This window comes from Streptomyces sp. NPDC056061, from assembly GCF_042266885.1.
Lineage (GTDB): Bacteria > Actinomycetota > Actinomycetes > Streptomycetales > Streptomycetaceae > Streptomyces.
Genome location: NZ_JBHJWQ010000009.1, coordinates 87,154 through 111,884 on the forward strand (window position 1 = coordinate 87,154; position 24,731 = coordinate 111,884).

Genomic DNA, 24,731 nt, shown 5'->3' on the forward strand with positions numbered 1-24,731 from the left:
TAGTTGCTTGAAAAGACTCACTGTGTTCGCTGAACCCACCTGCTCAGTTGCTTGAAAAGACTCGGCGGTCCTAGCTTTCTTACGTGCCGATCGGCACCCCACGAATCCCACCCACGGAGGCCGAGTTGCCCGACAACGACGTAACCGAGGAATCGCGGAACGACGAGCGGTCGGAATCGCGGAACGGCGAACCGGAGGCCCGGACGGACCGTGCGGACGAGCGGGAGACGTGGACGCTGGAGGCGTACGCGGACACCATCGTCCCGGGGGAGAAGCGGTGGCCCGGCGACCGGGCCGTCGCCGGTGCCGTCGAGGGCGGCGGGGCCGTCGCGGCCGGGGCGCTGGAACTGCTGCGCTGGGATGCCACCGGGATCTCCGAGGGGCTCGGCGACCTCGCCCGCCTGGTCAACGACCACGCCGAGGTCTACGCCATGGAGAACGGCCTCGACCTGGACGGGGACGTCCCGCCCTTCGTCGCCCTGGACTTCGCCGACCGCACCGCGCTCATCCAGCGGCTGACCCGGCCCGGCCACCCCGAGAAGGACTTCTGGGTCCTGCTGTCCCTCTTCTGCAACATGGCCTTCGACTCGGCCGCCCACCTGCACACCGCCGAGGCGTTGCGGGACGGGCACCCGGGACTCGCCGCGATGGGCATCACGCAGCCCGACGCGGACGGGCTCTGGCGCTTCGATTCCTTCGGCTACGGCCGTCCCCTCGCCCGCCTGCACCCCGCCACCACGCCCTCAGGGAGCCCGGAATGAGCAGCACCACCGTCGAACGCACCGACGTCCTGGTGATCGGCAGCGGCTTCGGCGGCGCGATCGCCGCCTACCACCTGGCCGCCGGGGGCGCGAAGGTCACCGTCCTGGAGCGCGGACCATGGCTGAGGAGCCAGGACTTCGAGCACGACTACAAGCTCGGCTCCTCCTACACCAGGGCCTTCGACTTCGTCGTCGGCGACGGGATGAGCGTCCTGGGCGGAAACTGCGTCGGCGGCGGCAGCGTCGTCTACTTCGCCGCGATGCCCCGGGCCCCCCGCTTCGTCTTCGACCGGCGCGGCAGCATCGGCCGCCGGATGTGGCCCGCGGCGGTCAGCCGGGACACCCTCGATCCCTGGTACGACCGCATCGAGGAGTCGCTCTCGGTCACCAAGCAGCAGTGGAGCGACGTCAGTTACGCCGGCGGGCTGTGGGCGGCGGCCTGCGACCACGCGGGTCGCACCGCCAACCCGCTCGCCGTGGCCATCGACAACTCCAGGTGCACCAACTGCAACTGGATGATGGCCGGCTGCCGCTTCGGGGCCAAGCAGTCGCTGACCGTCAACTACCTGCCCGCGGCCGTCGCCCACGGCGCCGAGATCCGCCCCCTGCACGAGGTGCAGTACCTCGCACGCACCTCGGACGGCGACTACCGGGTGCACTACGACATCGTCGACGACGAGGACTACCGCCTCCGGTCCGGCAGCGGCGTCATCGAGGCGAAGATCGTGGTCATGGCCGCCGGGGCCGGGGCCACCCCCGTGATCCTCCAGCGCAGCGAGGCCACGCTCGGCGCCATGCCGCACGCCGTCGGCCGCTACTTCTCCGGCAACGGGGAGCGCCTCAACACGGCCATCCTCAACGAGGACAAGGTCGCCGAACTCCTCGGCCTGAGCCGCGGGGACGGCCTCGCCTACGCGGCCAACCAGATCGGCAAGGGCCCCACCGTCGCCAGCTGGGACCGCCTGGACGGATCGCTCCCCGAGTACTCCCGCTACTCGCTGGAACAGCTCTACTTCCCGCCCGGCCTCGGCACGATCCTGGCCCAGGTGCCCGACGCCCACGGCCCCTCCTGGTTCGGGACGGAGAAGAAGGAGATCCTCAAGCGCTGGAAGTCCTGGCTGACCATCTTCTCGATGACCGAGGACGACAACGAGGGCATCTTCGGACCGCCGCCGGCCACCGGCAACGCCCACCGCATCTCGCAGCAGATGCTCGGCCGCGGCACCCTCAGGTACGTGCCCACCGCGAACACCCTGCACGGCTGGGCCCAGTCGGACGCCGAGGTCAAGGAGATCATGGAGAAGGACGGGCTGGCCCGGGTCATGCCGTGGACCAACGACCTGGTCGGTGCGTACACCGTGCACCCGCTGGCGTCCTGCCGGATGGGGGACGACCCGCACACCTCGGCCCTCGACGACCGCAACGAACTCCGCGACCACCCGGGCATCTTCGTCACCGACGGCTCCGCGGTCCCCGGCGCGCTCACCGTGAACCCGGCCATGACCATCGCCGCCCTCGCGGAACGCGCCATCCCCGGCATCGTCAACGCCGCCCGCAGCAGGGGAGTGGACGTCACCTACGGCGCCCCCGCGCCCGACGGCTCGCGCAACGGCCGCCGCAGGGTCCTGCCCCTGGTCCCGGCCCTGACCGGCTCCTGATCGCGGATCAGTTCATTCCGCACACGCCGACGAGTGAGTTGCTTCACAAAACCAGCAGTCCGCGAGCGGCCCCCGCCGACCGCCCCACACCCCAGGAGGTGACCTCCATGCGCACCCTGATCAGAGCGGCCCTGCGCCAGTCCACGGGCGACATCCGCCATATCACCCCCGTCGCCCCGGCCGCCGCCCACGGACCCGTCGCCCGCGTCTACCACGAGGCCGAGCGCGACTTCGGCCTCCTCGCACCGCCCCTGGTCCTGCACTCGCCCGCCCCCGCGGCGCTCGCGGCGAGCTGGCTGCTGCTGCGCGAGACGCTCCTGGCACCCGGCCACGTCGACCGCGCACTCAAGGAGACCGTCGCCACCGCCGTCTCGCGGGCCAACACCTGCCCGTACTGCGTCGAGATCCACCAGGCGAAACTCGACACGCTGCCCACCGCCGACGACGGCGGACGGGCCGGGGTCCTCGCCTGGTTCGACGGCGAACCCGGCAGCGTCGCCGACCGCGACATCCCCGAACTGGCCGGTGTCGCCACCACCTTCCACTACCTCAACCGCATGGTCGCGCTGTTCCTGCCCGCCTCGCCGCTGCCCCGGCAGGCCCCGCAGGCCGTCCGCGACCCGATGCTGCGCATGGTCGCCCGGTCCATGCGCCCCACGACCCCCGGCCCGCTCCGGCCCGCCGCCTCCCTCGACCTGCTGCCCCCGGCCCCGCTCCCCGCCGACCTCGCCTGGGCCGCGGGACATCCCGCCGTCGCCGGAGCCCTGGCACGGTCCGCCGCCGCACTCGACGCCGCCGTCGCCCCATGGCTGACGGAACCCGTCAGGAACACCGTGGACCGGCACATCGAACGGTACGACGGCACCGCCCCCGGGCCGGGCCGCGCCTGGCTCACCGAGGCGCTCGCCGCACCGGCTCCGGACCGACTGCCGCCGGGGCAGGGCCCGGTGGCCGCCCTCGCCCTGCTGACCGCCCTCGCCCCGTACCGGATCACGGACGACGACGTCCGGGCCTTCCGCACCGTGCGCCCCACCGACCGCGACCTCGTCGCACTCACCTCATGGGCCGCGCTGCGCGCCGCCCGCCACCTCGGGACCCGCCTCGCCACACCCGCCCACCAGGCCGCTTCGTCGAACGGCCCGACCACCAGGAGCTGACCATGACCGTCACCACGACCACCGTCCACGGCCACGACCTCGCCCGCGCGCTCGACGCCGTCCTCAAGGACCTCACGGCCGACATCGAGGAGACCGCACGACTCGTCCAGGACCTCGACGAAGCCGCCTGGGCCACCCCGACGCCCGCCCCCGGCTGGAGCATCGCCGACCAGATCGCCCACCTGACCTTCATCTTCCACCTGGCGGGCACCGCCGCATCCGACCCGGAGGCATTCAAGACCATCGCCGCGGGCGCGGCCCACGACTTCGCCGGATCGGTCGACGCCGCGCTGGAGCAGTTCAACGCCTTCCCGCCCGCCGTGCTGCTGGCCCGGTTCCGGGCCCTGGGCGACGCGTCCGTCGCGGCCCTCGCCTCCGTCCCCGCGGACCGGGTCGTCCCGTGGCTGGTCAACCCGCTGCCGCCGGCCGTGCTCGCCTCCGCCGGAATCATGGAGCTCTTCGGCCACGGCCAGGACATCGCCGACGCGCTCGGCGTGCGGCGCGAACCGACCGAGCGGCTGCGGCACCTCGTCCGCTTCGCCGTCCTCACCCGCGACTTCGGCTACCTCTCCCACGGCCTGACCCCGCCGGCCGAGCCGTTCCGCTTCGAACTCACCGCCCCCTCCGGCGAGATCTGGGCCTTCGGCCCCGAGGACGCCGCACAGCGCATCACCGGCCCCGCCCACGACTTCTGCCTGCTGGTCACCCGGCGGCGCCACCGGGACGACCTCGCCCTCACCGCGACCGGCACCGATGCCGACCACTGGCTCGGCATCGCCCAGGCCTACCGCGGCCCCGCGGGCGAGGGACGCACGCCCGGCCGGTTCGCCCCCCACCACTGATGTCCCGACGGAGACGGGCCGCCGAGACGCACTCGCGGCGACACACCGCGGCACGCGCACGACATCGGCCCCGTCCCCGAGGCCCACCAGGAGGAGCGACCATGACCAGCCCCACCGCCCCGCGCACCGCGACCGTGATCGGATGCGGCACCCGCGGCCTGGCCGTCGCGTTCGCGCTGCGCGGGGCCGGGGCCCAGGTGCAGCTGCTCGACAGGGATCCACGCGTCGTCGCCCGCGCCCAGGAACTCGGCGCCGGCAGCCTCTGGCTGCCGGGCCTCCCGGCGGCCGACGTGGTCGTGGTCGCCACCCCGGCCGCCACCGTCGTCGACGTCCTGTACGAAGCACAGGCGCGGGGCCTCGGCCGCGCGTACACCGACATCGCCGCGACGGACACCAAGGAGGCCGTCGCCGCCGAGGCGCGGTTGCGGGGCTGCGACCTCCTCGGCTACGTACCGGGCAACCCGCTGATCGACCCGGGGCACGTACCCCACCGGCCCACCACGGCCGCGAACGGCCCGTTCACCGGCCGGATCTGGATCCTGTGCCCGTACCAGGACGCGGACCCGACGGCCACCGCGGCGGTCGACGCCCTCGTACGGCTCTGCGGGGCCCACCGGCGCGATCTCACCCCCGCGCAGCACGACCGCGCCGTCGCCGCCCTCACACACACGCCGACTCCGGGCGTCGCCGCGCCCGCCGGGTGCCCGTCGGGGCCGCTTCGACCCGCACGATCCGGCCCCGACGGGCGGGCCGGAACAGCTGAGCAACCGCGGAGATGACCTCTCTCCGGGGCCGCTCGGACCATGAAACGCGAATCGCCCGCCAGCGCCTTGGCGGGGTGGCGACGGGGGAGGCCCCCGTCGCAGGCTCACCGGGATGAGGTGCTGAGCAGTGACCATCGACATCGCACAGAGCAACGCACGCAGCGTTGCGACCATCTACAACTCCGCCGTCGCCGCCTTCGCGATCTCCGCGGCATGGGAGATCGGGGCCCTCGACGAGCTGTACCGCGACCGCGTGCTCGACACCGCGGACTTCGCCGAGCGCAACGACCTGGACGTGCCGGCGACGACGGGACTCTTCCGGGCCATGGCCTCCGTCGGACTCGTACGGCGCGAGAACACCACCGTCACCGCCCTGCCCCGCTTCGACACGATGTACCGCAACAAATCGTTCTTCCACTGGCTGGGCCGGGGCAGCGCCGAACTGTTCCAGCAGATCCCGCGCGTGCTGCTCAACGGGAACCGCCAGGGCGACTACTACCGCCGCGACCCGGCCGCGATCGCCTTCGCCTGCCGGGAGATCGACGAGGTCACCTACGCCCCGACCTTCTGGAACGCGGTGGAGAACCTCGACTTCCCGGTCACACGCGTCGCCGACCTGGGCTGCGGCAGCGGCGGACGCCTCATGGACGTCCTGCGGCGCTTCCCCGCCGCCTCCGGCGTCGGCGTCGACATCGCCGCGCCCTCCCTCGACGTCGCCCGCAAGGAGGCCGCCGAGGCCGGGCTCTCGGACCGCACCGAGTTCGTCCGGGGCGACGTGCTGCGCCTGGCACCGCACCCCGGCTTCGACGAGGTCGAGCTCGTCACCTGCTTCATGATGGGCCACGACTTCTGGCCCCGGGACAGATGTGTGGCCACGCTGCGACGCCTGCGGGAGGTCTTCCCGGCGGCGAGGCGCCTGCTGATCGGGGACGCCACGCGCACCTCCATCCCCGACACCGACCTGCCCGTCTTCACCCTCGGCTTCGAACTCGGGCACGATCTGATGGGCACCTTCCTGCCCCGCATCGACGACTGGGAGTCGGTCTTCGAGGAGGGCGGCTGGGAGCTGATCCGCACCAACAGGATCGAGCTGACGGTCGGCGAGGTCATCTTCGAACTCGCCTGACGGCACCGGCCCGTCGGTGCACGCCCCGGCACGCACACGGACCGCGCGCACCCGCCCGGCCGGTCCCCGGCCGGGCACCGCACCCCTCACCCGGCCCTCCGACCCCAGGAGTCCTGATGAGCACCCTCGTGACCGCAGTGGCCGCCGCCCTCGCCGCCGACGGCGTACGGCACGCCTTCGGGCTCGTCGGCGGGGGCAACGTCCTCGCCACCGCCGCCCTCACCGCGTCCGGCGTCCACTACACCGCCGCCCGCCACGAGGGCGGCGCGATGGGCATGGCCGACGCCTACTTCCGGGCGACGGGCGAGGTCGCCGTGTGCACCACCACGCACGGACCCGGCATCGCCAACACGGTCACCGCGCTGGCCGAGGCCGCCAAGAACCGCAGCGCCGTGCTGGTGCTCAGCGGGGACGCGCCCCTCGCCGGACCACGACCGCACGACATCGACCAGAGCGCCCTGGTCACCGCCCTCGGCGTGCCCGTCGTACGGCTCACCGACCCCGGCACGGCCGCGACCCGGACCCGTGCCGCGCTGGCCGTCGCGCGGTCGCGGCAGTGCCCCGTCGTCGTCCTCCTGCCGAACGATCTCCTCGGCACGCGGGCCGACGCCGCCACGCCCCACGAACCGCCGCCGCTCGCGTCCGCCGCTCCCCGAACCCCCGCGGAGCACGAGACCGAGCGGCTCGCGACCCTGCTCGCCGCGGCGCGGCGGCCGCTCCTGCTGGCGGGCGCCGGGGCCTGGCGCAGCGGAGCGGGCAAGGTGCTGCGGGACCTGGGCGACCGGATCGGCGCCCTCTACACAACGACGGTCATGGCCCACGGGCTGTTCGACGACAGCCCCTGGTCGCTGGGCATCTGCGGCGGCTTCTCCGCCCCCGGCCCGGCCGAACTGATCGGGCGGGCCGACCTGGTGCTGGCCTTCGGCACGAGCCTGGACGCCTTCACCCTGCACGGCGGCCGACTGCTCGACCCGGCGGCCACCGTCGTCCGCGTCGACCTCGCCGACGCACCCGCGCACCCCCGCGTGGACGTCGCCGTGAGAGGCGACGCCGCGACCGTCGCCGCACGGCTCCTCGACGCGATCGACCGCCTCGGAGATCCCGTGTCCTGCACACCCGGTACCGGATGGCGCTCCGCGAGGACCCGGGCCCTCGCGTCCGCCGGCTGGTACGACGTCCCGTACGAGGACGCCGGGACGGCGGACCGTATCGACCCGCGCACGCTCTCCCGCGCGCTCGCCCCCCTGCTCCCCGCGGAACACACCCTCGTTCTCGACGGCGGCCACTTCATCGGCTGGCCCGTCATGTACTGGTCCGTGCCCGACCCCGCCGCCATGGTGTTCACCGGCGCCGCGTTCCAGAGCATCGGGCTGGGACTCCCCGGCGCCGTCGGGGCCGCGGTCGGACGGCCCGACCGGGTGACGGTCGCCGCGCTCGGCGACGGAGGTGCGCTGATGGGCCTGCCCGAACTCGACACCCTGGTACGCACGGGCCGTTCCTGTCTGGTGGTGGTCTACGACGACGGCTCGTACGGCTTCGAGGAGCACATGTACGTACCGCGCGGGGCGGACCGCTCCACCATGAGCTTCGCGGACACCGACTTCGCCGGTCTCGCCCGCGCCCTGGGCGCCGCCGCGGTCACCGTCCGCGAGACGGCCGACCTCGCAGCCGTCACCGCCTGGCGAGAGCGGGACTGCCCCGGCACCCTGCTGCTCGACTGCAAGATCGTGCGCCGGGTGATCGCCCCCTACCTGGCCGACCTCCTCGCCGGCCACTGACCCGGGCGCGCAGCCGTACCCGTCGGCGGGCGATCCCGTGGGTCCAGGAGGGACGGCGCCGCGCCCGGTGCCCATCGAGCACAGCCGCGGTACCGGACGGGTCGGGAACTGACATGCCATCAATTCCCAAGCGCAGCTGAGTTCTTGCGCGGCTGCCGATAGCCTGGCACGAGAAGAGGCGGAGCGGACATCGGTTCCCCGAGCCGGGGTCGTGGGCCCGGCACGTTGGCGGTCCCGCCCGGCGTCGTGGCATCGGCTCCACGAGGCTTCGAGCAGGCGCGCAGGAGCCCTCCGATCCGCCGCGGCACGAAAGGAGCGCGCGATGCCGAGTCCGGCATGGCCGGCCGATCCGGCGTCGGCGTGGGCGGAATCGAGGTCCGCGCCGCGCACCATCGCCCGGACTCGCCCCGTGCCACGTCTCGACACGGCCGAGGACGTCGGCGCGCACCTGCAGTCAGCCGTCCTCAGCACATGGGGCCCGCCGATCGTCGTGCTCGTTCTCGATCTCGGCTTCATCTGGCTTCTGGCCACCCACCCGAACGACGTCCCGGAGTTCTTCGCGGCTCGGGCCAACCCGGCGGTCCTGTGGTCGGTCGCCGTGCTCGGGCTTGTCGTGGCACCGGTGTTGTGGTGGCTGCTGCGCCTGGGGGCGGGTGTCCAGCTGGCGCACGAGTGCGAGCAGGTCATGCGGGCCGGGGTGCTCTGCGATGTGTTCGCGTCGCCGCTGTCCTGGTCCAGTGGCGACGGGGAGACGGACACCCGGATCCTCATCGACGCCACCGTGCCCGACGATCGGGCCGCGCGGATTCTCGCGGCCCTCACCCTCTGCGCGAGCCGGCCCGGCGCGGAACATGCTTTCGGTCCTGAACCCGGCTGGACCCTGTACATCGCCGTGACCTCCGCCGAACTGTTCGGCGACGAGGCCGCAGGAGGCTACCTCGTACGCGATCTGTCCGCATCGCCCGGCGAGTGGGCGTTGCTGATCCCCGAGGAGGAACCGGAATACCCCGGCCATCCCTTCGGGCGCTGCCGAACGGCTCGCGTCACGGACCCACCGCTGAGTGCGTGGGACCGCATGTGAGAGAGCGGCGTCCGCCCCTCCGCCACCCGTGGACCCGACGGCCCGGAGCCTGCTCCGCAGCAGGCGCCGCGCAGCAGGTGAGCGGTCGTGGTGCGGCGACGGCCGACGACGAACCGCGCCCCGGACGTGAGGCCCCGGTCTCCGGCAGACGTCCTGACTGGCTCGACGGCCGCGGAACCCGTCCGGGGGCTCCGCGGCCGTCTCCGTGCTCGGTGACGTACCGTCAGTCGCCGAGCAGGTTCTTGCGTCCCTCGCGCAGGGCGTCGAACGACGACAGGTCGGGCACCGTCCAGCCGTCGAGGTCGTACTCCGACAGGCACTGGTCGACCAGTGCCTTGTAGTCGTCCATCTGGCCGCTCGCGGTCTGCGCGAACAGCAGCTCGGCACGGGTGTTCTCGTGGTTCCCGGCGTAATTGCGCTCGTACAGCTCGTGCCGACCGCCGAACTCGCTGCCCACCGCGTCCCACAGCAACTTGAGCACCTTGACCCGCTCGACGGAGCCGATGCCGTTCGATCCCCGGACGTACTTGTCGAGATAGGGCCGGATCTCCGGGTTCTTGAAGTCGTCGGCGCTGGAGTTGAGATAGATCAGCCCGCTCGCCACGTCCTGCTGAATGATCTCCTTGACCCGCGGATACCCGATCTGCATGAACCAGCGGTACGCCATGCCGTACTGCGGGTTGGGCAGCACGGCACCGCCCCGCCACTCGACGGGGTTGCGGGCCGCGGCGTCCGAGAGCCCCCAGAACAGGTTCCGCCACGCAAGCACCTCGCCCAGCCGGGTCTGCACCCCGCGGAAGTCCTGCGTGCCGGTGATCTCCAGCGCCTTGGCCAGGGCCCCCGCGATGAACTCCAGCTTCACCGCCAGCCGGGTGCAGCCGTGGAAGGTGAACCGCTCCATGAAGCCGGAGTGCGAGGAGAACATCTGGATCTTCGCCATGTCCCCGTAGACGAAGACGTCCTCCCACGGGATGAGGACCTTGTCCATGACGAGGATCGTGTCGTTCTCGTCCAGGCGCGAGGACAGCGGGTAGTCGAACGGGCTGCCCATCACCGCGGATGTGGCGGTGTACGAGGGGCGGCAGATCAGCTTCACCCCGGGCGCGCCGGTCGGCACCGTCGCCACCAGCGCGAACTCCTTCTTCTTGACCGGCAGCCCGTAGTGCGCGATGAAGTTGTGGTGGGTGAGCGCGGACCCGGTGGCCACCACCTTCGCGCCGCTCACCACCAGACCCGCGTCGGTCTCCTTCTCCACGTGCACGAAGACATCCGCCACCTCGTCCGGCGGCAGACTCCGGTCCACCGGCGGGTGCACGATCGCGTGGTTCCAGTAGAGGACCTTCTCCTGCGACTCGCGGTACCAGCGGGCGGCGTTCTCCTCGAACGGCGCGTAGAAGTCGGCGTTCGCGCCGAGCGTGCCGAGGAACGCCGCCTTGTAGTCGGGGCTGCGCCCCATCCAGCCGTAGCTCATGCGCGACCAGGCCGCGATCGCCTGCTGGTCGGCGACCAGGTCCTCGGCGCTGCGCGGGGTGGTGAAGAAGCGGTGGGTGAAGCCCCCGCTGCCGGTGTCGGTCCGGGTGGTGAGCACGTCGCGGGTCGCCGGGTCGTGCAGGGAGTCGTAGAGCCGCGCGGTCATCCGCACCGGGTTGTGGAAGGCGGGGTGCGCGGTGACGTCCTTGACCCGTTCGCCGTACAGGAAGACCTGCCGGTCGTCACGGAGGCTCTCGACGTACTCGTCACCGGTGAGCGGCCGACTGCCCGGAACCCGGGCGTTCCCGTCGTCGGCGGAGCGGTGCTGGTCGGTCATGTGCCCCTCTTCCCTGAAGTCCTCGAAGTCCGGAGAACCGGCCGTGCACACCTGCCACGGACGGGTCGGGCATGCGGTGCCACCGGCCGGTCGCGCGTGCGGTGCCACCGGCCGGTCGCGTGTGTGTGGTGTGCGGGCCGGGAACACACGGCCGGTCCACCGCGACCCGGTCGGGAACGTGCCGCGAACCCGCTGCGGTCCGGCCCGGGACCCGATGTGCCGACCGGGCACTCCGGCGTGTCTGCAGACCGGCCGGACAGCCATCGTGACAGTCGACGGACAGCCGGGTCTTCTCCTCACGTGCCACACCTCACGGAGGGCCGAGTCGGCCGACCGGGCCGACGGGCGACCGTTTCGGCAGTCATGCGGACCTGCCCGGGAGCTCGCCAACATCGCAATCCAAAAGGTGCCCCGCCCCGCCTGCCGGTGTGACGGTCTCTCCAGCACGGCCCGCTCTGTCCCGTGACGTCCAGGAGGACACCGATGCTCACCGCCGACATCCCCACCCGTGCCCAACTCGTGCAGCGTGCCGCTGAGTTGGCGCCGTTGCTGAAGAAGAACGCCGCGCAGGCGGAGCAGGACCGGCGGCTTCAGGACGAGACGATCGAAGCCCTGGGCGAGGCGGGCCTCTTCAAGCTCCGCGTCCCCAAGCGCTACGGCGGATACGAGGCCGACACCCGCACCCTCGTCGACGTGGCGGCCGAGCTGGGGCGCGCCGACGGCGCCGCCGCCTGGACCACCGCCGTGTACTGGATTCCCACCTGGATGGCCTGCCTGTTCCCCGACGGCGTCCAGGAGGAGGTGTTCGCCACCCCCGACGTCCGCATCTGCGGCACCCTCAGTCCCTCGGCACTGGCCACGCCCGCCCCGGGCGGCATCACCGTCAACGGGAAGTGGGGCTTCATCAGCGGCGCCCACCACAGCCACTGGCAGGAGGTCATCGCCGTCCTCCAGGGGCCGGACGGACCCCCGCAGCCGGTCATGGCCCTCGTCCCCATCGGCGACCTGCGGCTGATCGACGACTGGGACACCTCGGGCCTGTGCGGTACGGGCAGCGTCAGCACGGTCGCCCAGGACCTCTTCGTGCCGCAGGAGCGGGTGCTGCCGCTCGGCGCGATCCTCCAGGGACAGGGCGCCTCGGAGCTCAACGCGGACGCGCCGGTCTACCGTTCTCCGCTGCTGCCCGTCGCCTCCGCCTCGTCCGTCGGCACCGCCCTCGGCCTCGCGCGGGCCGCCAGGGACGCCTTCTTCGAGCGGCTGCCCGGCCGCACGATCACCTACACCGCCTACGCCCAGCAGGCCGAGGCGCCGCTCACCCACCACCAGGTCGCCGAAGCCGCCTTCAGGACCGACCGGGCGGAGTTCCACGCACACCGCCTGACCTCCCTCGTCGACGGCAAGGGCGAGGCCGGGGAGGAGTGGTCGCTGGAGGAACGGGCCCGCGCCCGCGCCGACCTGGGCGCGGTGTGCAAGCTCGCCAAGGAGGCGGTGGACCTGCTGGCCTCCGCGAGCGGTGGGTCCTCCATCTACCGGGACGTACCCATCCAGCGCATCGTCCGCGACATCCAGGCCATCAACCTGCACGCCCTGATGAACCCGAGCACCAACACCGAGCTGTACGGCCGTGTCCTGTGCGGGCAGGAGCCCAACACCCTCTACATCTGACCGGCCGTCAGGGGCGGGCGTCGGATCCTGTCACGGCAGCCGGCCGCGAGCACCGGAACGAATCCGGGCCCAATCCTCGTCACAAACCCGAATGTAAATCTCGAAACGGGTACGAAAGCAAGCCTGTACGCAAGCACGAACGCAAACCTGAGTACAACCCTGAGCACAACCCTGAACACAACCCTGAACACAAACCCGTACGCGAACCCGGAAGTAAACCTTGTCGCAAACCTCACCGCAAACACAGGCGTAAACATCGCCACAAACATCGCCACAAACATTGCCGCAAACAAGTACACAAACCTTGATCCGATCCCGGGAACAGCCCCGCGACCAACCCCGAACGAGGAGCAGACCACCATGACCACACAGACCGCCCCCGACCCCGCTGCCGCCGTCGAGATCCCGGCCGAGGACAAGGCGGCCGTGGCCGCCCTGCCCGGTCGCATCGTCGCCGCCTGGGCCGCACACGACGCCGACGCGTTCGCCGAGGTCTTCACCCCCGACGGGACCATGATCCTTCCCGGTTTCTTCGAGCAGGGCCGGGATGCCATCCGGACCTTCATGGCGAACGCCTTCGCCGGTCCGTTCAAGGGCACCCGGGTCACCGGCACCCCGGTCGACATCCGCTTCGCCGACGCCGAGTCCGGCATCCTCATCACCCGCGGCGGCATCCTCGCCCCCGGTGAGACCGAGCCGAGCCCCGAGCGCGCCGTCCACGCCTCCTGGGTCGTGGTCAAGCGCGGCGGCCAGTGGCTGCTCGCCGCGTACCAGAACAGCCCGCGCGACACAGCCTGACCCCGTTCCGACACCCACACGAATCGAAGGAGGTGACCGCGATGGCCGTCCCGACCGGCGACCGCGCGGTGGTACTCGGCGGCAGCATGGCCGGCCTGCTGGCCGCACGGGTGCTCGCCGACACATATCGCGATGTCGTCATCGTGGAGCGCGACGACATGTCCCCCGGCGCGGAAGCCCGTCGGGGCGTGCCCCAGGGCCGGCACGTCCACGGCCTGCTCGCCCGGGGCCAGCAGATACTCGACGAACTGTTCCCCGGATTCACCGAGGACGCCGTCGCCGCCGGCATTCCCACCGGCGACCTGGGCGAACTGCGCTGGTACTTCAACGGCCGCCGCCTGCGACCGTCCACCACCGGCCTGGTCTGCGTCTCGGCGACCCGGCCCCTCCTGGAGAGCCGGGTACGGGCACGCGTCGCCGAGATCCAGAACGTCACCTTCACGGACCTGCACGACATCGTCGGCCCGGTCACCGACGACGCCCGCACCACCGTGACGGGGGTCAGGGTGCGGAGCCGTCGGCCCGGGGCGGAGGAACGCGTCCTGGAGGCCGACCTCGTGGTCGATGCCACCGGCCGTGCCTCGCGCACCCCGGTCTGGCTGGAGGAACTCGGCTACGCGCGCCCCGAGGAGGAGCGCATCCAGATCGACCTCAGCTACACGACCCGGCGGTTCCGCCTGCCCGACCCGTCGGTGCTGCACGGCGACCTCTCCATCAATCCGGTGTCCTCGCCCAGTCACCCGCGCGGGGCGTTCCTCTCCCGCATCGAGGACGGCCTGATCGTGGTGTCCCTCACCGGGGTGCTGGGCGACAGCGCGCCCGCCGAACTCGAAGGCTTCCTCGCCTGGACGAAGACCCTGCCGGTGAGCGACATCCACGACGTCCTGCAGGATGCCGAACCGGTCGGCGACGGTACGGTCTTCCGCTACCCGGCGAGCGTGCGGCGCCGCTACGAGCAACTCGACCGGTTCCCGGGCCGGTTCCTGGTACTGGGGGACGCGGCGTGCAGCTTCAACCCGGTCTACGGGCAGGGCATGACGGTCTCCGCGCTGGAGGCCCTCGTGCTCCGCACCCACCTGCGTCGCGGACCGGTGCCGGACCCGGCGGCGTTCCTCGGTGACATCGCCCGGGTCGTCGACGTGCCGTGGGACTTCTCGGCCGGTGCCGACCTCGGCTTCCCGGAGGTGGAGGGACGCCGCACGGCCAAGGTCCGGATGGGTGGTGCCTACATGGCCCGGCTCCAGGCGGCGGCCGTCCACGACGGGGAGGTCACCGGCACCTTCATGAAGGTGGCCGGCCTCGTCGAGCCCCCGCAGGCGCTGATGAGCCCGCGCATGATGTTCCGGGTGATGCGCGGTTCGCGGCAGAGCCGCCCGGCACTCGTCGCCTCCTGACACCGCACCTCGCCCATGGCACGGGGCCGGGACGCCCGACCGGTCCCGGCCCCGTGCCCGCACCCGGATGCGCCCCGGATGCGCCCCGGATACGCGTCGAATGCGTGCTGAATACGCGCGTGAGCGGCAATGAGCCGGTCTCGCGGCACCGACGTCCGCCCGTTCCCACTCGGGCGGTACTCCGCGTACCCCGCGTAACCTCGCTCCTGTGCCAGCCTCCCGCCTGTATCGCGTCGCCGTCCTCGTGCTCGAGGGCGCGAAACCGCTCGATGTCGGAATTCCCGCGCAGGTCTTCTCGACCCGCGCGAGCATGCCGTACGAGGTGCGGGTGTGCGGGGCGGCGCCCGGCCTCGTGACCGGCGGCGACGGCCTGTCGTACGGCGTCGCCCACGGCCTCGACGCACTGGCGTGGGCTGACATCGTCTTCGTCCCCGGCTACCGGAATCCGGACCGCGACGACCCCCCGCGGGCCGTCCTGGACGCACTGGGCGCCGCCCATGCCCGGGGCGCGCGGCTCGCCGCCATCTCGACGGGCGCCTTCGCGCTCGCCGCCACGGGTCTGCTCGACGGCAAACGCGCCACGACGCACTGGCACTACACCCGGGCGCTGGTGGCACGGCATCCGCTCGTGCGGGTCGACGAGAACGTGCTGTTCGTCGACGAGGGCAGTGTGCTGACCTCGGCCGGCGCCGCCTCGGGCATCGACCTGTGCCTGCACATCCTGCGCGGCGACCTCGGAGTCGCCGCGTCGAACCACGCCGCCCGGCGCCTCGTCGCGGCCCCCTACCGCAGCGGCGGTCAGGCGCAGTACGTGCCGCGCAGCGTGCCCGAGCCACTCGGCGAACGGTTCGCCGCCACCCGCGAGTGGGCGCTCCACCGGCTCGACGAGCACCTCACCCTCGAAGCGCTCGCCCGGCATGCGGCGGTGTCGCCGCGCACGTTCTCGCGGCGGTTCGTCGAGGACACGGGATACACGCCGATGCAATGGGTCATGCGCGCCCGCGTCGACCTGGCCCGCGAACTGCTCGAACGGTCGCAGCGGAACGTCGAGCAGATCGCCACCGACGTCGGTCTCGGTACCGGTGCCAATCTGCGGTTGCACTTCCAGCGGATCCTCGGCACGACGCCGACCGAGTACCGGCGCACCTTCACCCAGGGGGAATAGTCCGCTGCCCGGTGGCGGGATCCTTGTGAACCGTGGCGATCATGCCGCTGTCGCAGACGGGTGCGGCACGGGACATTGGTGGCGAACCGAAGGGACACCATTCATGACTCGCATCGCCATCAACGGATTCGGCCGCATCGGACGCAACGTGTTCCGCGCGCTGCTGGAGCGCGACAGCGACCTCGAAATCGTCGCCGTCAACGACCTCACGGAGCCCGTCGCCCTCGCGCGGCTGCTCGCCTACGACACGACGGCCGGCCGTCTCGGTCGCCCGGTGACCGTCGACGGGAACGCCCTCGTCGTGGACGGCCGACGCGTCACGGTGCTCGCCGAGCGCGAACCGGCGCAGCTGCCGTGGGCCGAGCTCGGTGTGGACATCGTGCTTGAGGCGACCGGCCGCTTCACCTCGGCCGAGGCCGCCCGCGGTCATCTCGACGCGGGTGCGAAGAAGGTGCTCGTCAGCGCTCCGTCCGACGGTGCCGACGTCACGCTCGCGTTCGGGGTGAACACGGATGCGTACAACCCTGATGCGCACACCATCGTCTCGAACGCCTCGTGCACGACCAACGCGCTGGCGCCGCTGGCAGCGGTGCTCGACGACCTCGCCGGCATCGAGCACGGCTTCATGACGACGGTGCACGCCTACACGCAGGAGCAGAACCTGCACGACGGTCCGCACCGTGACGCCCGCCGGGCCCGCGCCGCCGCCGTCAACATCGTGCCGACCACGACGGGCGCCGCCAAGGCGATCGGCCTCGTGCTGCCGAACCTCGACGGCAGGCTGTCGGGCGACTCGATCCGCGTGCCGGTCCCGGTGGGCTCGATCGTCGAACTCAACACCACGGTCAGCCGCGACGTGACGCGCGACGAGGTGCTGGCCGCCTACCGCGTCGCTGCCGAGGGGCCGCTCGCCGGTGTACTCGAGTACTCGGACGACCCGCTCGTGTCGGCCGACATCACGGGCAATCCGGCTTCGTCGATCTTCGACTCGGCCCTCACCCGGGTCGACGGGCGCCACATCAAGGTGGTTGCCTGGTACGACAACGAGTGGGGCTTCTCGAACCGCGTGATCGATACGCTCGAACTCCTCGCCTCCCACTGACCTGCCGCCGGGACGCGATCCGCCCTTCGGCGACCGCGCCGCCCGGCACCACCTGCGAGCGCTCCCGTCGGCCAGTCGGCCCGACCGGGGCGCTCGGTCATGAGGCATGGGGAGCATGAGGGAGTCCGCTCCCTCATGCTCCCCATGCCGTTGCTCGTGTCCGGCGCCGACGGCACCGGGCGCCATCCCCGTTCCCGCCTCCCGCGAGGGCGGGCGCCTGTCTGATGGTGCGACAGCGGCCGTACTCGGGCTCGTTCGTCACGGTGTGCTTGTCGCCGCGGTGCGAGGGTCCTGCCCTCGACGAACTCGATGACGGCCAAGTCGCCCGTCGGGTCCGCGACCGCCCCGTACGCGCGGTCGCTGTGGCCGGTGTACTACCGACAGCTCGGCGAGATCACACGGCGCGTCCACGATGTCCACGGCCCTGCTTTCGGCCCCGTCACCGGCCCCACCTAAGACAGTTGGAGCGAGGCGGTCGTGGCTTCCCTGGAGGACATCGCCACTGACCTGGGCAGTGTCGGCCTCGACGCATCAGATGTACGCAAAGTCATTGCGGCAGCACACCTAGAGCGCCACCGCCTCGGCGATTCGGTCGGAGTCCGGGACAGCTACGACGCGCTCGCGGGCATCCTGGCTGCCGTGGTCTGAAATCTGGCCCGACCGTCAGCAGCCGTCGCCCATCGCGGCCCGAACGGCGGACGGGCCGCTGAAGTCCTTGGCGAGGGCATCCATGACGACCTCGTCGCATACCTCGCCCAGCCAGTACCCGGCCTCGCGCAACGTTCCGGCCGTGTGGAAGCCGGCCTTCTCGTAGGCGCGGATGCCTGCGCGGTTCGGAGCGAGGACCTTGAGCCAGACCATCCGCAGGTTGGTGATGTGGAAGGCGTAGTCGAGGGTGAGTCGGGTCGCTGCGGTGCCGAGTCCGCAGCCGCGGACTTCGGAAGCAAGCATGATCACGTACTCGGCGGTCCGTACGGAATGGTCCGGCAGGAGCGTGGCGACGCCGGCAGGTGTCGGGGTGTCGGTGCTCAGGTCGTAGATGGTGAAGCGGATGTTCTCACCGCGGAGCTGGTGAGCCATGCCCTCGGTGCGGGCTTCGAGGGACTCGGGACTCTGCCGGCCGTAGCCGACGAGGAGGGCGGGGTCCTGTTCCCAGCACCAGTACGTTTCGACAAGGTCGGCGCGGTAGGGGCCCAGACCGCAGGCGTCGGCGCGGATCCACAGGGTCGGCTCAATGCTGGTGCTGATGACGGCCTCCGATGGTGAGGGCGGGCGTGTAGGCGAGCGTCGAGGTTGGCTCGGCGACGGGGGTGCCGTCCTCAGTCTCCACCCAGGCATGCAGGCGTACGGGGTCCGGCGCGACGCCGTGGCACCAGGTGACGGACAACCGCCGCGCGGCGAGGAGGACAACGGCGGCGGTGGACTCCTCCAGGCAGGCGGTTCGGGCCGGGGAATACCAGCACGTATGCCGTACGGCGAGGACCGCGGCCGTCGCTTCAGCGAGGGTGGCCGGTCGGCGGCACGCCGACGCGGCGGCGTTCAGCATGGTGATGAGGCGTTGCATCGTGCATCTCGCGGGCCCCAGGGGCTTGATGGTGAGTACGGATGCCAGAGCGGCGGCTGCGAGGGTGCTGTGGCGATGAGGGCTCCGGGGCCGGCTGACACCGGCGGGGTGCTCGGCCCCTCCCCAGCTCGGTGCCGCGGGCGAGGCCACGATGGGGGCGTCCCAGGGTGTGGCAGTGGCCGTCGGAATCAGGAACCCGGAGGTCAGGAGCTTCGTGGTCAGGGTGGCGGCCGCGGGGTTCAGCCGACCGGTTCGAGCGGCTGCCGTCCAGTGGGCTGCGGCCGCCGGGAAGAGGCACTGAACATCGTTGGAGCGGTAGTCGATCAGGACCAGGACGTGCCCGAAGTCCAGGGCTCGGACGTGGCACGGAGCGGTGACGAATCGAGGCAGGTCAGCACGGGGATGCTCCGATGGTTGCGTGGTCCACGCCGGGCTCACGGCGGTGTGATGGGAGTGCAGCCACGCCTCGGCGCTCAGCGCTTGTTCCATCGTCGCCAGGGACATCGGGATGCCGATGGCGGCCTGGCGGAGGTGGCGCCGGAAGCGGGCCGGCTCAAGAAGTCCGAGGGTAGCGAGGTGGCCGTCGGCCAGATCCATGAGCGCCGGCAGATTGGCGCGCATTCCGGCGTAGTGGTCGGCGTTGAAGCTGCCCTTGCTGCTGCGACGGGCGACGGCGGGCGGGAGCAGGTGCTCCATCGCACGGCCGAGGACGGGCTTGTAGGCGTGGACCGCCGGGCGGTGCTCGATCGGAGTACGCAGGACAGTGTCGACGACGCGCGGGTCGAGGAAGGGATTGTGCAGGGTGATGCCGTGTGCGGCGGCGAGTTCGGCGTCGGCGGCAGCAGTGCGGGCAACCTCGCGGATCTCGTCGATGAGGACCCGTACCGACGTGTCCAGGCCGAGCAGCGGGTCCGCGGTGTCGATCGCCTCGTCGGCCGCGTCGAGCAGCAGCTGTCGGGCGGCGGGCGTGGCCCAGTCGGGCAGCGGCAAGGGGGCGAACCAGGCCACGTTGCCTCGGCCGTCACCCTGGTGTCTTTCTCCGGCGACGACGCGAGCCAGGTTCTGCAGCGCGCCGAGGCGACTGCTGCGGGCCAGCGACGCGGCGTCGTGCAGAAGCGGGATGACGGAGGTGTGCCGCAGTCGTGCCCAGCCGAGGCTCTCGCTCACCGTGCGCCGCCACTTGCGGTGACGCAGGAGGTCAGCGAGGTGCGCGGGCGGCTGGAACAGGATGCTGTCGCCGCCGTCCCCGGTCAAATGGCACTGACTGCCCAGGCGTTGACGCATCCAGTCCAGCTGCCGGGCCAGGCGGGCACGGGTGAGCGTCGAGGGCGCGGGCTCCTCGGTCGGGGGGACAGCGGTGATCTCGGTGTACGGCAGGTGCTCTGCGGTCAGGGGCAGGAGATGGTGGCGGATCCGGCGGCGGTGTGCGGAGGCGGCCAGTCTGGCGTAGCGCAGGTCGGCCCCGTTCCCGTCGCCTTCGGGGTGGATCGTGATCGCGTTCAAGGTACGGGACGCGGGCAGGGAAACCGCGGCCAGGACGGCGATGCTGGTGGAGTCCAGTCCTCCCGACAGGTCGCATGACAGGACCGGGTCCCCGTTCACCCGCAAGGCCACCGCCTCGGTCAAGACCGTGCGCAAACGGTGGTGCGGGACGCCGGCGACCGGGCCGGGGCGCCAGCGGGCCGTGGCCTGCAGTCGGCTGCCGTCGGCAGGGAGCTCGATCCGGCTCCCCGGGGCCAGCTGCTCGATGCCTGTGAAGAAGGTCCTCGCACCGGCCAGTGCCGGTACCGACGGAGTAAGGACAGAGCAGGCGAGCCGCTGCGTGTCGACGAGCGGCTCGGTGAGGCCGGCGAGGACTCGCGCGGAGGTCGACCAGGCCCAACCGCCCTGCCAGGGCGTCACGTAGAGAGGGAACGCAGAGGCTGGGTCGGTGTGCAGCACAGCGCGGTCCGGGTGCTCCTCGATGACCGCGTATACGCCGGGCCATCGCCAGGTGATGTCGGTCGGCAGCTCGGCGTCGGACAGACGACTCAGTTCGAGGTCGGTGGCCCCGCAGTGCCCCAGGACCAACACGCGCCGGTGTCCGTCGCTGGACGTCATACAGCGAGCTGGGGAGTCTCCGATCTTCCAGGTCGACGAGGCGGGGCTCATGTGTTCGGCGCCCACGGGATGCATGCGCACGACTCGAGTGGTGCTGAAGCCTCCGTAGATCACGATCGTCTCCAGGCCGGTTGCAGGGGCGTGGTGGCGCGGCTGTCGAGGCCGCACCACCACAACTGGGGGATCAGCAGTTGTAGGCCCGTCGCTTGTCCTCGCTCTGGCCCCGGCCCTGGCCCTCGGTCAGCTTGGCGGTGCCGCCGACCTCGACCGGCAGCAGTTCGTCTTCGAAGACCGTCGTCTCGGTGCTGAGCAGGCTGTTCATGGTCATTCCTCTCGGAGTGCGAACGGATGGTCGCGCCGTCCAGCGACCCGCTTCGACGCACACGCCACCGGTGGATTCGCCGGAGCGGGCGCACGCCTTCTGTTCGCGGTGGACGGCGCGTGTCCAGAACACCGCGGGTCCGCCCTTGGCAGCGAGCGCGCGCCCGTTGGGCGCACGCCATTTGCGCATCACGCACACGGCCTCGACGTGCAGTTGCCGCCCGGCTACCGTGAGTTGGTTGCCGTCTGGTTCGGCCGGGGGTCGCGATGCGCACACATGCACCGAACTGGGGATCGCCCAGAGCACGGGCACTCATCGACGCGGGCGACGTCGGCGGCCTGATCCGTTGGGCACGCACTGAGCTCGGATGGCGTCAGGCCGACCTGGGCAAGGCGACGGGCTACTCGGCCTCGGCGGTCTCCCGTCTGGAGACTGGACACCGCAGCGCCACCGACCTCGACATGATCCGAAACTTCGCGCAGGTGCTGTTCATCCCTGCAAGCGCACTTGCCGCAGTTCTGCGCGTAACACCTGCTTCGCGCCACGAAAACCGGGTCGCGACCGCACAGCGTGTGACTCTTCATGCCGCCGCGAAGGTGGATGCCGCCGGGCTCAACACCCCTGTGCAGGCTGCGACGTTCGCGCAGATGCTTTGCACCGTGGCGTATGCGGCCGCGCTGGCCGACGACCGCGACCGCGCCTTGGAAATGATCAGCGAGGCCGAACGCGCCGTGAAGCTCCTTCCCGGCCAACAAGAATCCCCGCAGACATTCAGTGTGACGCCGGCGTCAGTCGCCCTGTACAAGGTCGGAGTCCTGTGGGGGCTCGGCGATGCCGGCGCGGCCGTCCGCGCGGGCAGGAACCTCCACCCTGGTCAGTTCCCCACCGCCGAACGCCGGGGCCGGCTGCACACGGACATGGCGCGGGCCTGGTGGCAGTGGGGCAAGCCGGAGGAGACGGCGGTTGCCCTGCTCTCCGCTCACCGGGAAGCGCCCGCAGAAGTCCGGGACCGTCCCAGCATGCGCGCCCTCGTCGCCGAGCTCACTGAACGCCACCCACGCACCAGCACCGTCCGCCAGCTGGCTGCGGCCGTGCACACGCGGAGTGTCTGAGTACCGCTGCCATGATTCCCGCGCCCAGGTCGACCGCAGAGGCAGTCACGGCCGCAGGGCCGAAGGCACTGCGGCAGATCTCCGCGATCTCCTGGGCGGTCAGTGACTGCTGGAACGCTCCGAGGCGCGCTCAACCGGCTGGAAATCCATGCCCGCGGCAACGCCCGCCGCCCGCCGACCGCAGCCCGCGTCGAAGACATCCGAGACCGCCTCCGCGATCCGGCCGTGGCCCGCGGCATCCTCGACCTCAACGGCCTGCACGCCCGGGTCCGGCAGGTCGTGCTCGGCACTCCCGGGGCCCGGGAGCTGATCGGCAATCTGGTCTCCTACGCGATGCTCCCGGCTGGTCCTCAGGGCGCTGCGATCGGGTGCGTCGGCGGAAGGACCGGGCGTGCGGCCTGGCCGAGATTCTTGGCCACCGCCTTCGTGAGCTGAAGCGGGAGGTCGAGATCGAGCACCTCCACGCCCACCTGCCTCGGGTTCTGAAGTCGGGCGGGGGCGACACGAGGAAGGGGATGGCGTGGGCGCCTTCCCGGCATCAAGGCGAAGCCCTCACCACGTGGCCTCGGTGCCGTCGCGTACTGCGGTGGAAGCGATGTACTTCGAGGCGCCGGCGTATTACTGGCCTCAGCCCGCTGATCTGCCGGCGGTCAATGCTGGCCTGCGACAGCTCGCCGAACGGGGCCGGAGGCTTTCCGGGCGGGTCCGCCTTGAGTGATGCGCTCGCGGTGGAATGCCGTTGTCAAGCGGTGGCGAAGCGGTCGGGACCAGGGCACTCGCGGTCACGGGTCCGGATCGAACCGCCACCCCATCCCACTCCCGGTCTTCGGTGCCGTCGTCCTCGTCGAGATTCAGCAGCGCGTCCAGAACGTCCTCGCGCCCGGCTTCCCACCCCATGCCGTGACCGCCGTCCGACAGGGCGTGCCTTTTGCGAAGAATGGAGAATAATACAGCAGATTGCGAAGATTGCGAGCTCTCCGGCAGGCGCGCCTACCTCGCTCGACAGTCACGAAACGTTAGCAATGGATACGTAACGTGACCCCGCTTGCTGTTGGTGAAGTCTGCCCTGCTGGGGCCAGGCGGGTCATCTCATGAACTGAGAGGTAGTCGATGACTGTCGAGACGCACCCGTCAGAGACCGCGGCGGCACAGAATCAGGCGCAGGAGCAGCTCAGCCTCGGTACCGCGGCTGCGCGGAACCTCGCCACCACCACCAAGTCCGAGCCCCAGATGCAGGGGATCAGCTCGCGCTGGCTGCTGCGGAAGCTGCCGTGGGTCAATGTCCCGGGTGGTGCCTACCGGGTCAACCGGCGCCTGACGTTCACGGTCGGGGACGGAAAGGTGTCGTTCGAGAAGAACGGGTCCAAGGTGCGCGTCATCCCGCAGGAGCTGGCCGAACTGCCCCTGCTGCAAGGGTTCGACGACGGCCCGGCACTGGGCGCGCTGGCCGACAAGTTCGTCCAGAAGGAATTCGACCCCGGCCAGGTGATCGTGGAGGAGGGCCGCAAGGCCGATCACGTCTACCTGATCGTGCACGGCAGGGTCGACAAGGTGAGGCCCGCGAAGTACGAGGGCGAGTCCGTCGTGGGCCGGCTCTCCGACGGCGACAGCTTCGGCGGCAACGTGCTTGCGGGGGCGGACGGCAAGTGGGACTTCACCGCCCGCACACTGACCGCGACCACCGTCCTGGCGCTGCCGCACAGCGCGTACAAGACGGTCGCCGGCCAGCACGAGGCGCTGCGGTCGTACGTCCTCAAGCGCAGCACCGATGCGCAGAAGCCGACGAACAAGGCGGGTGAAGCCGCCATCGAGTTCCTGTCGAGCCACCAGGGCGAGCCGATCCTGCCGACCACCTTCGCGGACTACGAACTCGACCCGCGCGAGTACGAGTTGAGCGTGGCGCAAACGGTGCTGAAGGTGCACAGCCGGGTGGCCGACCTCTACAACCAGCCGATGAACCAGACGCAGCAGCAGTTGCGCCTGACCATCGAGGCGTTGCGCGAGCGGCAGGAGAAGGAGATGATCAACAACCCCGAGTTCGGGCTGCTCCACAACACCGACTTCGACCAGCGCATCCCGACCCACTCCGGCCCGCCCACCCCGGACGACCTCGACGACCTGTTGAGCATGCGCCGCGGTACCAAGTTCATCTTCGCCCACCCGCGTGCCATCGCCGCCTTCGGCAAGGAGTGCAACAAGCGGGGCATCGCCCTCAGCAGCGCCGACGTCGACGGCCACCACATCCCCGCCTGGCGAGGCGTGCCGATCCTGCCGTGCGGCAAGATCCCGGTCTCGGACCACCAGACCTCGTCGATCATCGCCATGCGTACGGGGGAGGACAACGAGGGCGTCATCGGCCTCCACCAGACCGGACTGCCCGACGAGGTCGAGCCCGGACTCAACGTCCGGTTCATGGGAATCGACGAGAGGGCGATCATCTCCTACCTCGTCAGCACCTACTACTCGGCCGCCGTCCTGGTCCCGGACGCGATCGGCATCCTCGAGAACGTCGAGGTGCATCCGCGTGACTGAGAA

22 protein-coding genes are annotated in these 24,731 nt (G+C 71.2%); 18 read left to right on the forward strand and 4 right to left on the reverse strand.

Annotated elements, in window-relative coordinates; genetic code table 11:
* Window positions 1-125: 125 nt before the first annotated feature.
* The 8 genes from ACFC79_RS16055 (at window position 126) to ACFC79_RS16090 (ending at window position 9,167) form a co-directional block, all read left to right on the forward strand.
* On the forward strand, window positions 126-761 hold the full coding sequence (locus ACFC79_RS16055; RefSeq protein ID WP_376240369.1) for a DUF5987 family protein: 636 nt from the start codon (window positions 126-128) through the stop codon (window positions 759-761).
* Window positions 758-2,419: an FAD-dependent oxidoreductase gene (locus ACFC79_RS16060; protein ID WP_376240371.1), complete on the forward strand. Its 1,662-nt coding sequence runs from the start codon at window positions 758-760 to the stop codon at window positions 2,417-2,419. Before ACFC79_RS16055 ends, ACFC79_RS16060 begins: the two co-directional genes overlap by 4 nt.
* Window positions 2,420-2,526: 107 nt before the next feature.
* Window positions 2,527-3,576, forward strand: coding sequence for a carboxymuconolactone decarboxylase family protein (locus ACFC79_RS16065; protein ID WP_376240374.1), 1,050 nt, complete (start codon window positions 2,527-2,529; stop codon window positions 3,574-3,576).
* Window positions 3,577-3,578: 2 nt separating this feature from the next.
* Window positions 3,579-4,418 carry a TIGR03084 family metal-binding protein gene (locus tag ACFC79_RS16070; protein ID WP_376240377.1) on the forward strand — a complete coding sequence of 280 codons (840 nt, stop codon included), beginning with the start codon at window positions 3,579-3,581 and terminating at the stop codon, window positions 4,416-4,418.
* A gap of 101 nt (window positions 4,419-4,519) precedes the next feature.
* Entirely contained in the window at window positions 4,520-5,197 is a 678-nt protein-coding gene (locus ACFC79_RS16075) for a prephenate dehydrogenase/arogenate dehydrogenase family protein (protein WP_376240380.1), read from the forward strand.
* 112 nt (window positions 5,198-5,309) lie between these two features.
* A complete protein-coding gene (locus ACFC79_RS16080; RefSeq protein ID WP_376240382.1) occupies window positions 5,310-6,308 on the forward strand; it encodes a class I SAM-dependent methyltransferase in 999 nt (332 codons plus the stop codon).
* Window positions 6,309-6,424: 116 nt separating this feature from the next.
* The gene (locus tag ACFC79_RS16085) at window positions 6,425-8,086 is read left to right on the forward strand and encodes a thiamine pyrophosphate-binding protein (RefSeq protein ID WP_376240385.1); all 1,662 of its coding nucleotides are present in this window, start codon (window positions 6,425-6,427) and stop codon (window positions 8,084-8,086) included.
* A 322-nt stretch (window positions 8,087-8,408) separates the two neighbouring features.
* A complete protein-coding gene (locus ACFC79_RS16090) occupies window positions 8,409-9,167 on the forward strand; it encodes a hypothetical protein (protein ID WP_376240388.1) in 759 nt (252 codons plus the stop codon).
* Window positions 9,168-9,390: 223 nt separating this feature from the next.
* On the opposite strand, the gene ACFC79_RS16095 is transcribed toward ACFC79_RS16090, so the two are convergent.
* Window positions 9,391-10,974 (reverse strand): 4-hydroxyphenylacetate 3-hydroxylase family protein, encoded by a 1,584-nt coding sequence (locus ACFC79_RS16095; RefSeq protein ID WP_376240390.1) that lies wholly within the window; start codon window positions 10,972-10,974, stop codon window positions 9,391-9,393.
* A 483-nt stretch (window positions 10,975-11,457) separates the two neighbouring features.
* Here ACFC79_RS16095 and ACFC79_RS16100 point away from each other — a divergent pair, with 483 nt between their 5' ends.
* The 7 genes from ACFC79_RS16100 to ACFC79_RS16130 all read left to right on the forward strand — a co-directional run bounded on the left by ACFC79_RS16100 (window position 11,458) and on the right by ACFC79_RS16130 (window position 17,746).
* A complete protein-coding gene (locus ACFC79_RS16100; RefSeq protein ID WP_376240392.1) occupies window positions 11,458-12,639 on the forward strand; it encodes an acyl-CoA dehydrogenase family protein in 1,182 nt (393 codons plus the stop codon).
* Window positions 12,640-12,999: 360 nt separating this feature from the next.
* A complete protein-coding gene (locus ACFC79_RS16105) occupies window positions 13,000-13,437 on the forward strand; it encodes an SgcJ/EcaC family oxidoreductase (protein ID WP_376240394.1) in 438 nt (145 codons plus the stop codon).
* A 41-nt stretch (window positions 13,438-13,478) separates the two neighbouring features.
* Window positions 13,479-14,831, forward strand: coding sequence for an FAD-dependent oxidoreductase (locus tag ACFC79_RS16110; RefSeq protein ID WP_376240396.1), 1,353 nt, complete (start codon window positions 13,479-13,481; stop codon window positions 14,829-14,831).
* 208 nt (window positions 14,832-15,039) lie between these two features.
* Window positions 15,040-15,996, forward strand: a complete 957-nt coding sequence (locus ACFC79_RS16115; protein WP_376240397.1) for a GlxA family transcriptional regulator — start codon at window positions 15,040-15,042, stop codon at window positions 15,994-15,996.
* 103 nt (window positions 15,997-16,099) lie between these two features.
* A complete protein-coding gene (gene gap / locus ACFC79_RS16120) occupies window positions 16,100-17,098 on the forward strand; it encodes a type I glyceraldehyde-3-phosphate dehydrogenase (RefSeq protein WP_376240400.1) in 999 nt (332 codons plus the stop codon).
* Window positions 17,099-17,407: 309 nt separating this feature from the next.
* On the forward strand, window positions 17,408-17,554 hold the full coding sequence (locus tag ACFC79_RS16125) for a hypothetical protein (protein WP_376240402.1): 147 nt from the start codon (window positions 17,408-17,410) through the stop codon (window positions 17,552-17,554).
* Window positions 17,555-17,575: 21 nt separating this feature from the next.
* A complete protein-coding gene (locus ACFC79_RS16130) occupies window positions 17,576-17,746 on the forward strand; it encodes a hypothetical protein (RefSeq protein ID WP_376240404.1) in 171 nt (56 codons plus the stop codon).
* Window positions 17,747-17,761: 15 nt separating this feature from the next.
* Here ACFC79_RS16130 and ACFC79_RS16135 read toward each other — a convergent pair whose 3' ends face one another.
* From ACFC79_RS16135 to ACFC79_RS16145, 3 genes are read right to left on the reverse strand one after another with little or no spacing between them, the layout of a single operon-like run.
* Window positions 17,762-18,436, reverse strand: coding sequence for a GNAT family N-acetyltransferase (locus tag ACFC79_RS16135; RefSeq protein ID WP_376240406.1), 675 nt, complete (start codon window positions 18,434-18,436; stop codon window positions 17,762-17,764).
* Window positions 18,330-20,936, reverse strand: coding sequence for a lasso peptide biosynthesis B2 protein (locus ACFC79_RS16140; protein ID WP_376240408.1), 2,607 nt, complete (start codon window positions 20,934-20,936; stop codon window positions 18,330-18,332). Before ACFC79_RS16140 ends, ACFC79_RS16135 begins: the two co-directional genes overlap by 107 nt.
* A gap of 10 nt (window positions 20,937-20,946) precedes the next feature.
* Complete coding sequence (locus ACFC79_RS16145; protein WP_376240411.1) at window positions 20,947-21,084, reverse strand: albusnodin family lasso peptide; 138 nt, start codon at window positions 21,082-21,084, stop codon at window positions 20,947-20,949.
* A gap of 266 nt (window positions 21,085-21,350) precedes the next feature.
* On the opposite strand from ACFC79_RS16145, the gene ACFC79_RS16150 reads away from it, so the two are divergent.
* From ACFC79_RS16150 to ACFC79_RS16160, 3 genes are all read left to right on the forward strand, one after another.
* On the forward strand, window positions 21,351-22,196 hold the full coding sequence (locus ACFC79_RS16150) for a helix-turn-helix domain-containing protein (protein ID WP_376240413.1): 846 nt from the start codon (window positions 21,351-21,353) through the stop codon (window positions 22,194-22,196).
* A gap of 102 nt (window positions 22,197-22,298) precedes the next feature.
* Window positions 22,299-22,631: a hypothetical protein gene (locus ACFC79_RS16155; protein WP_376240415.1), complete on the forward strand. Its 333-nt coding sequence runs from the start codon at window positions 22,299-22,301 to the stop codon at window positions 22,629-22,631.
* A 675-nt stretch (window positions 22,632-23,306) separates the two neighbouring features.
* Complete coding sequence (locus ACFC79_RS16160; RefSeq protein WP_376240418.1) at window positions 23,307-24,728, forward strand: family 2B encapsulin nanocompartment shell protein; 1,422 nt, start codon at window positions 23,307-23,309, stop codon at window positions 24,726-24,728.
* Window positions 24,729-24,731: the final 3 nt, after the last annotated feature.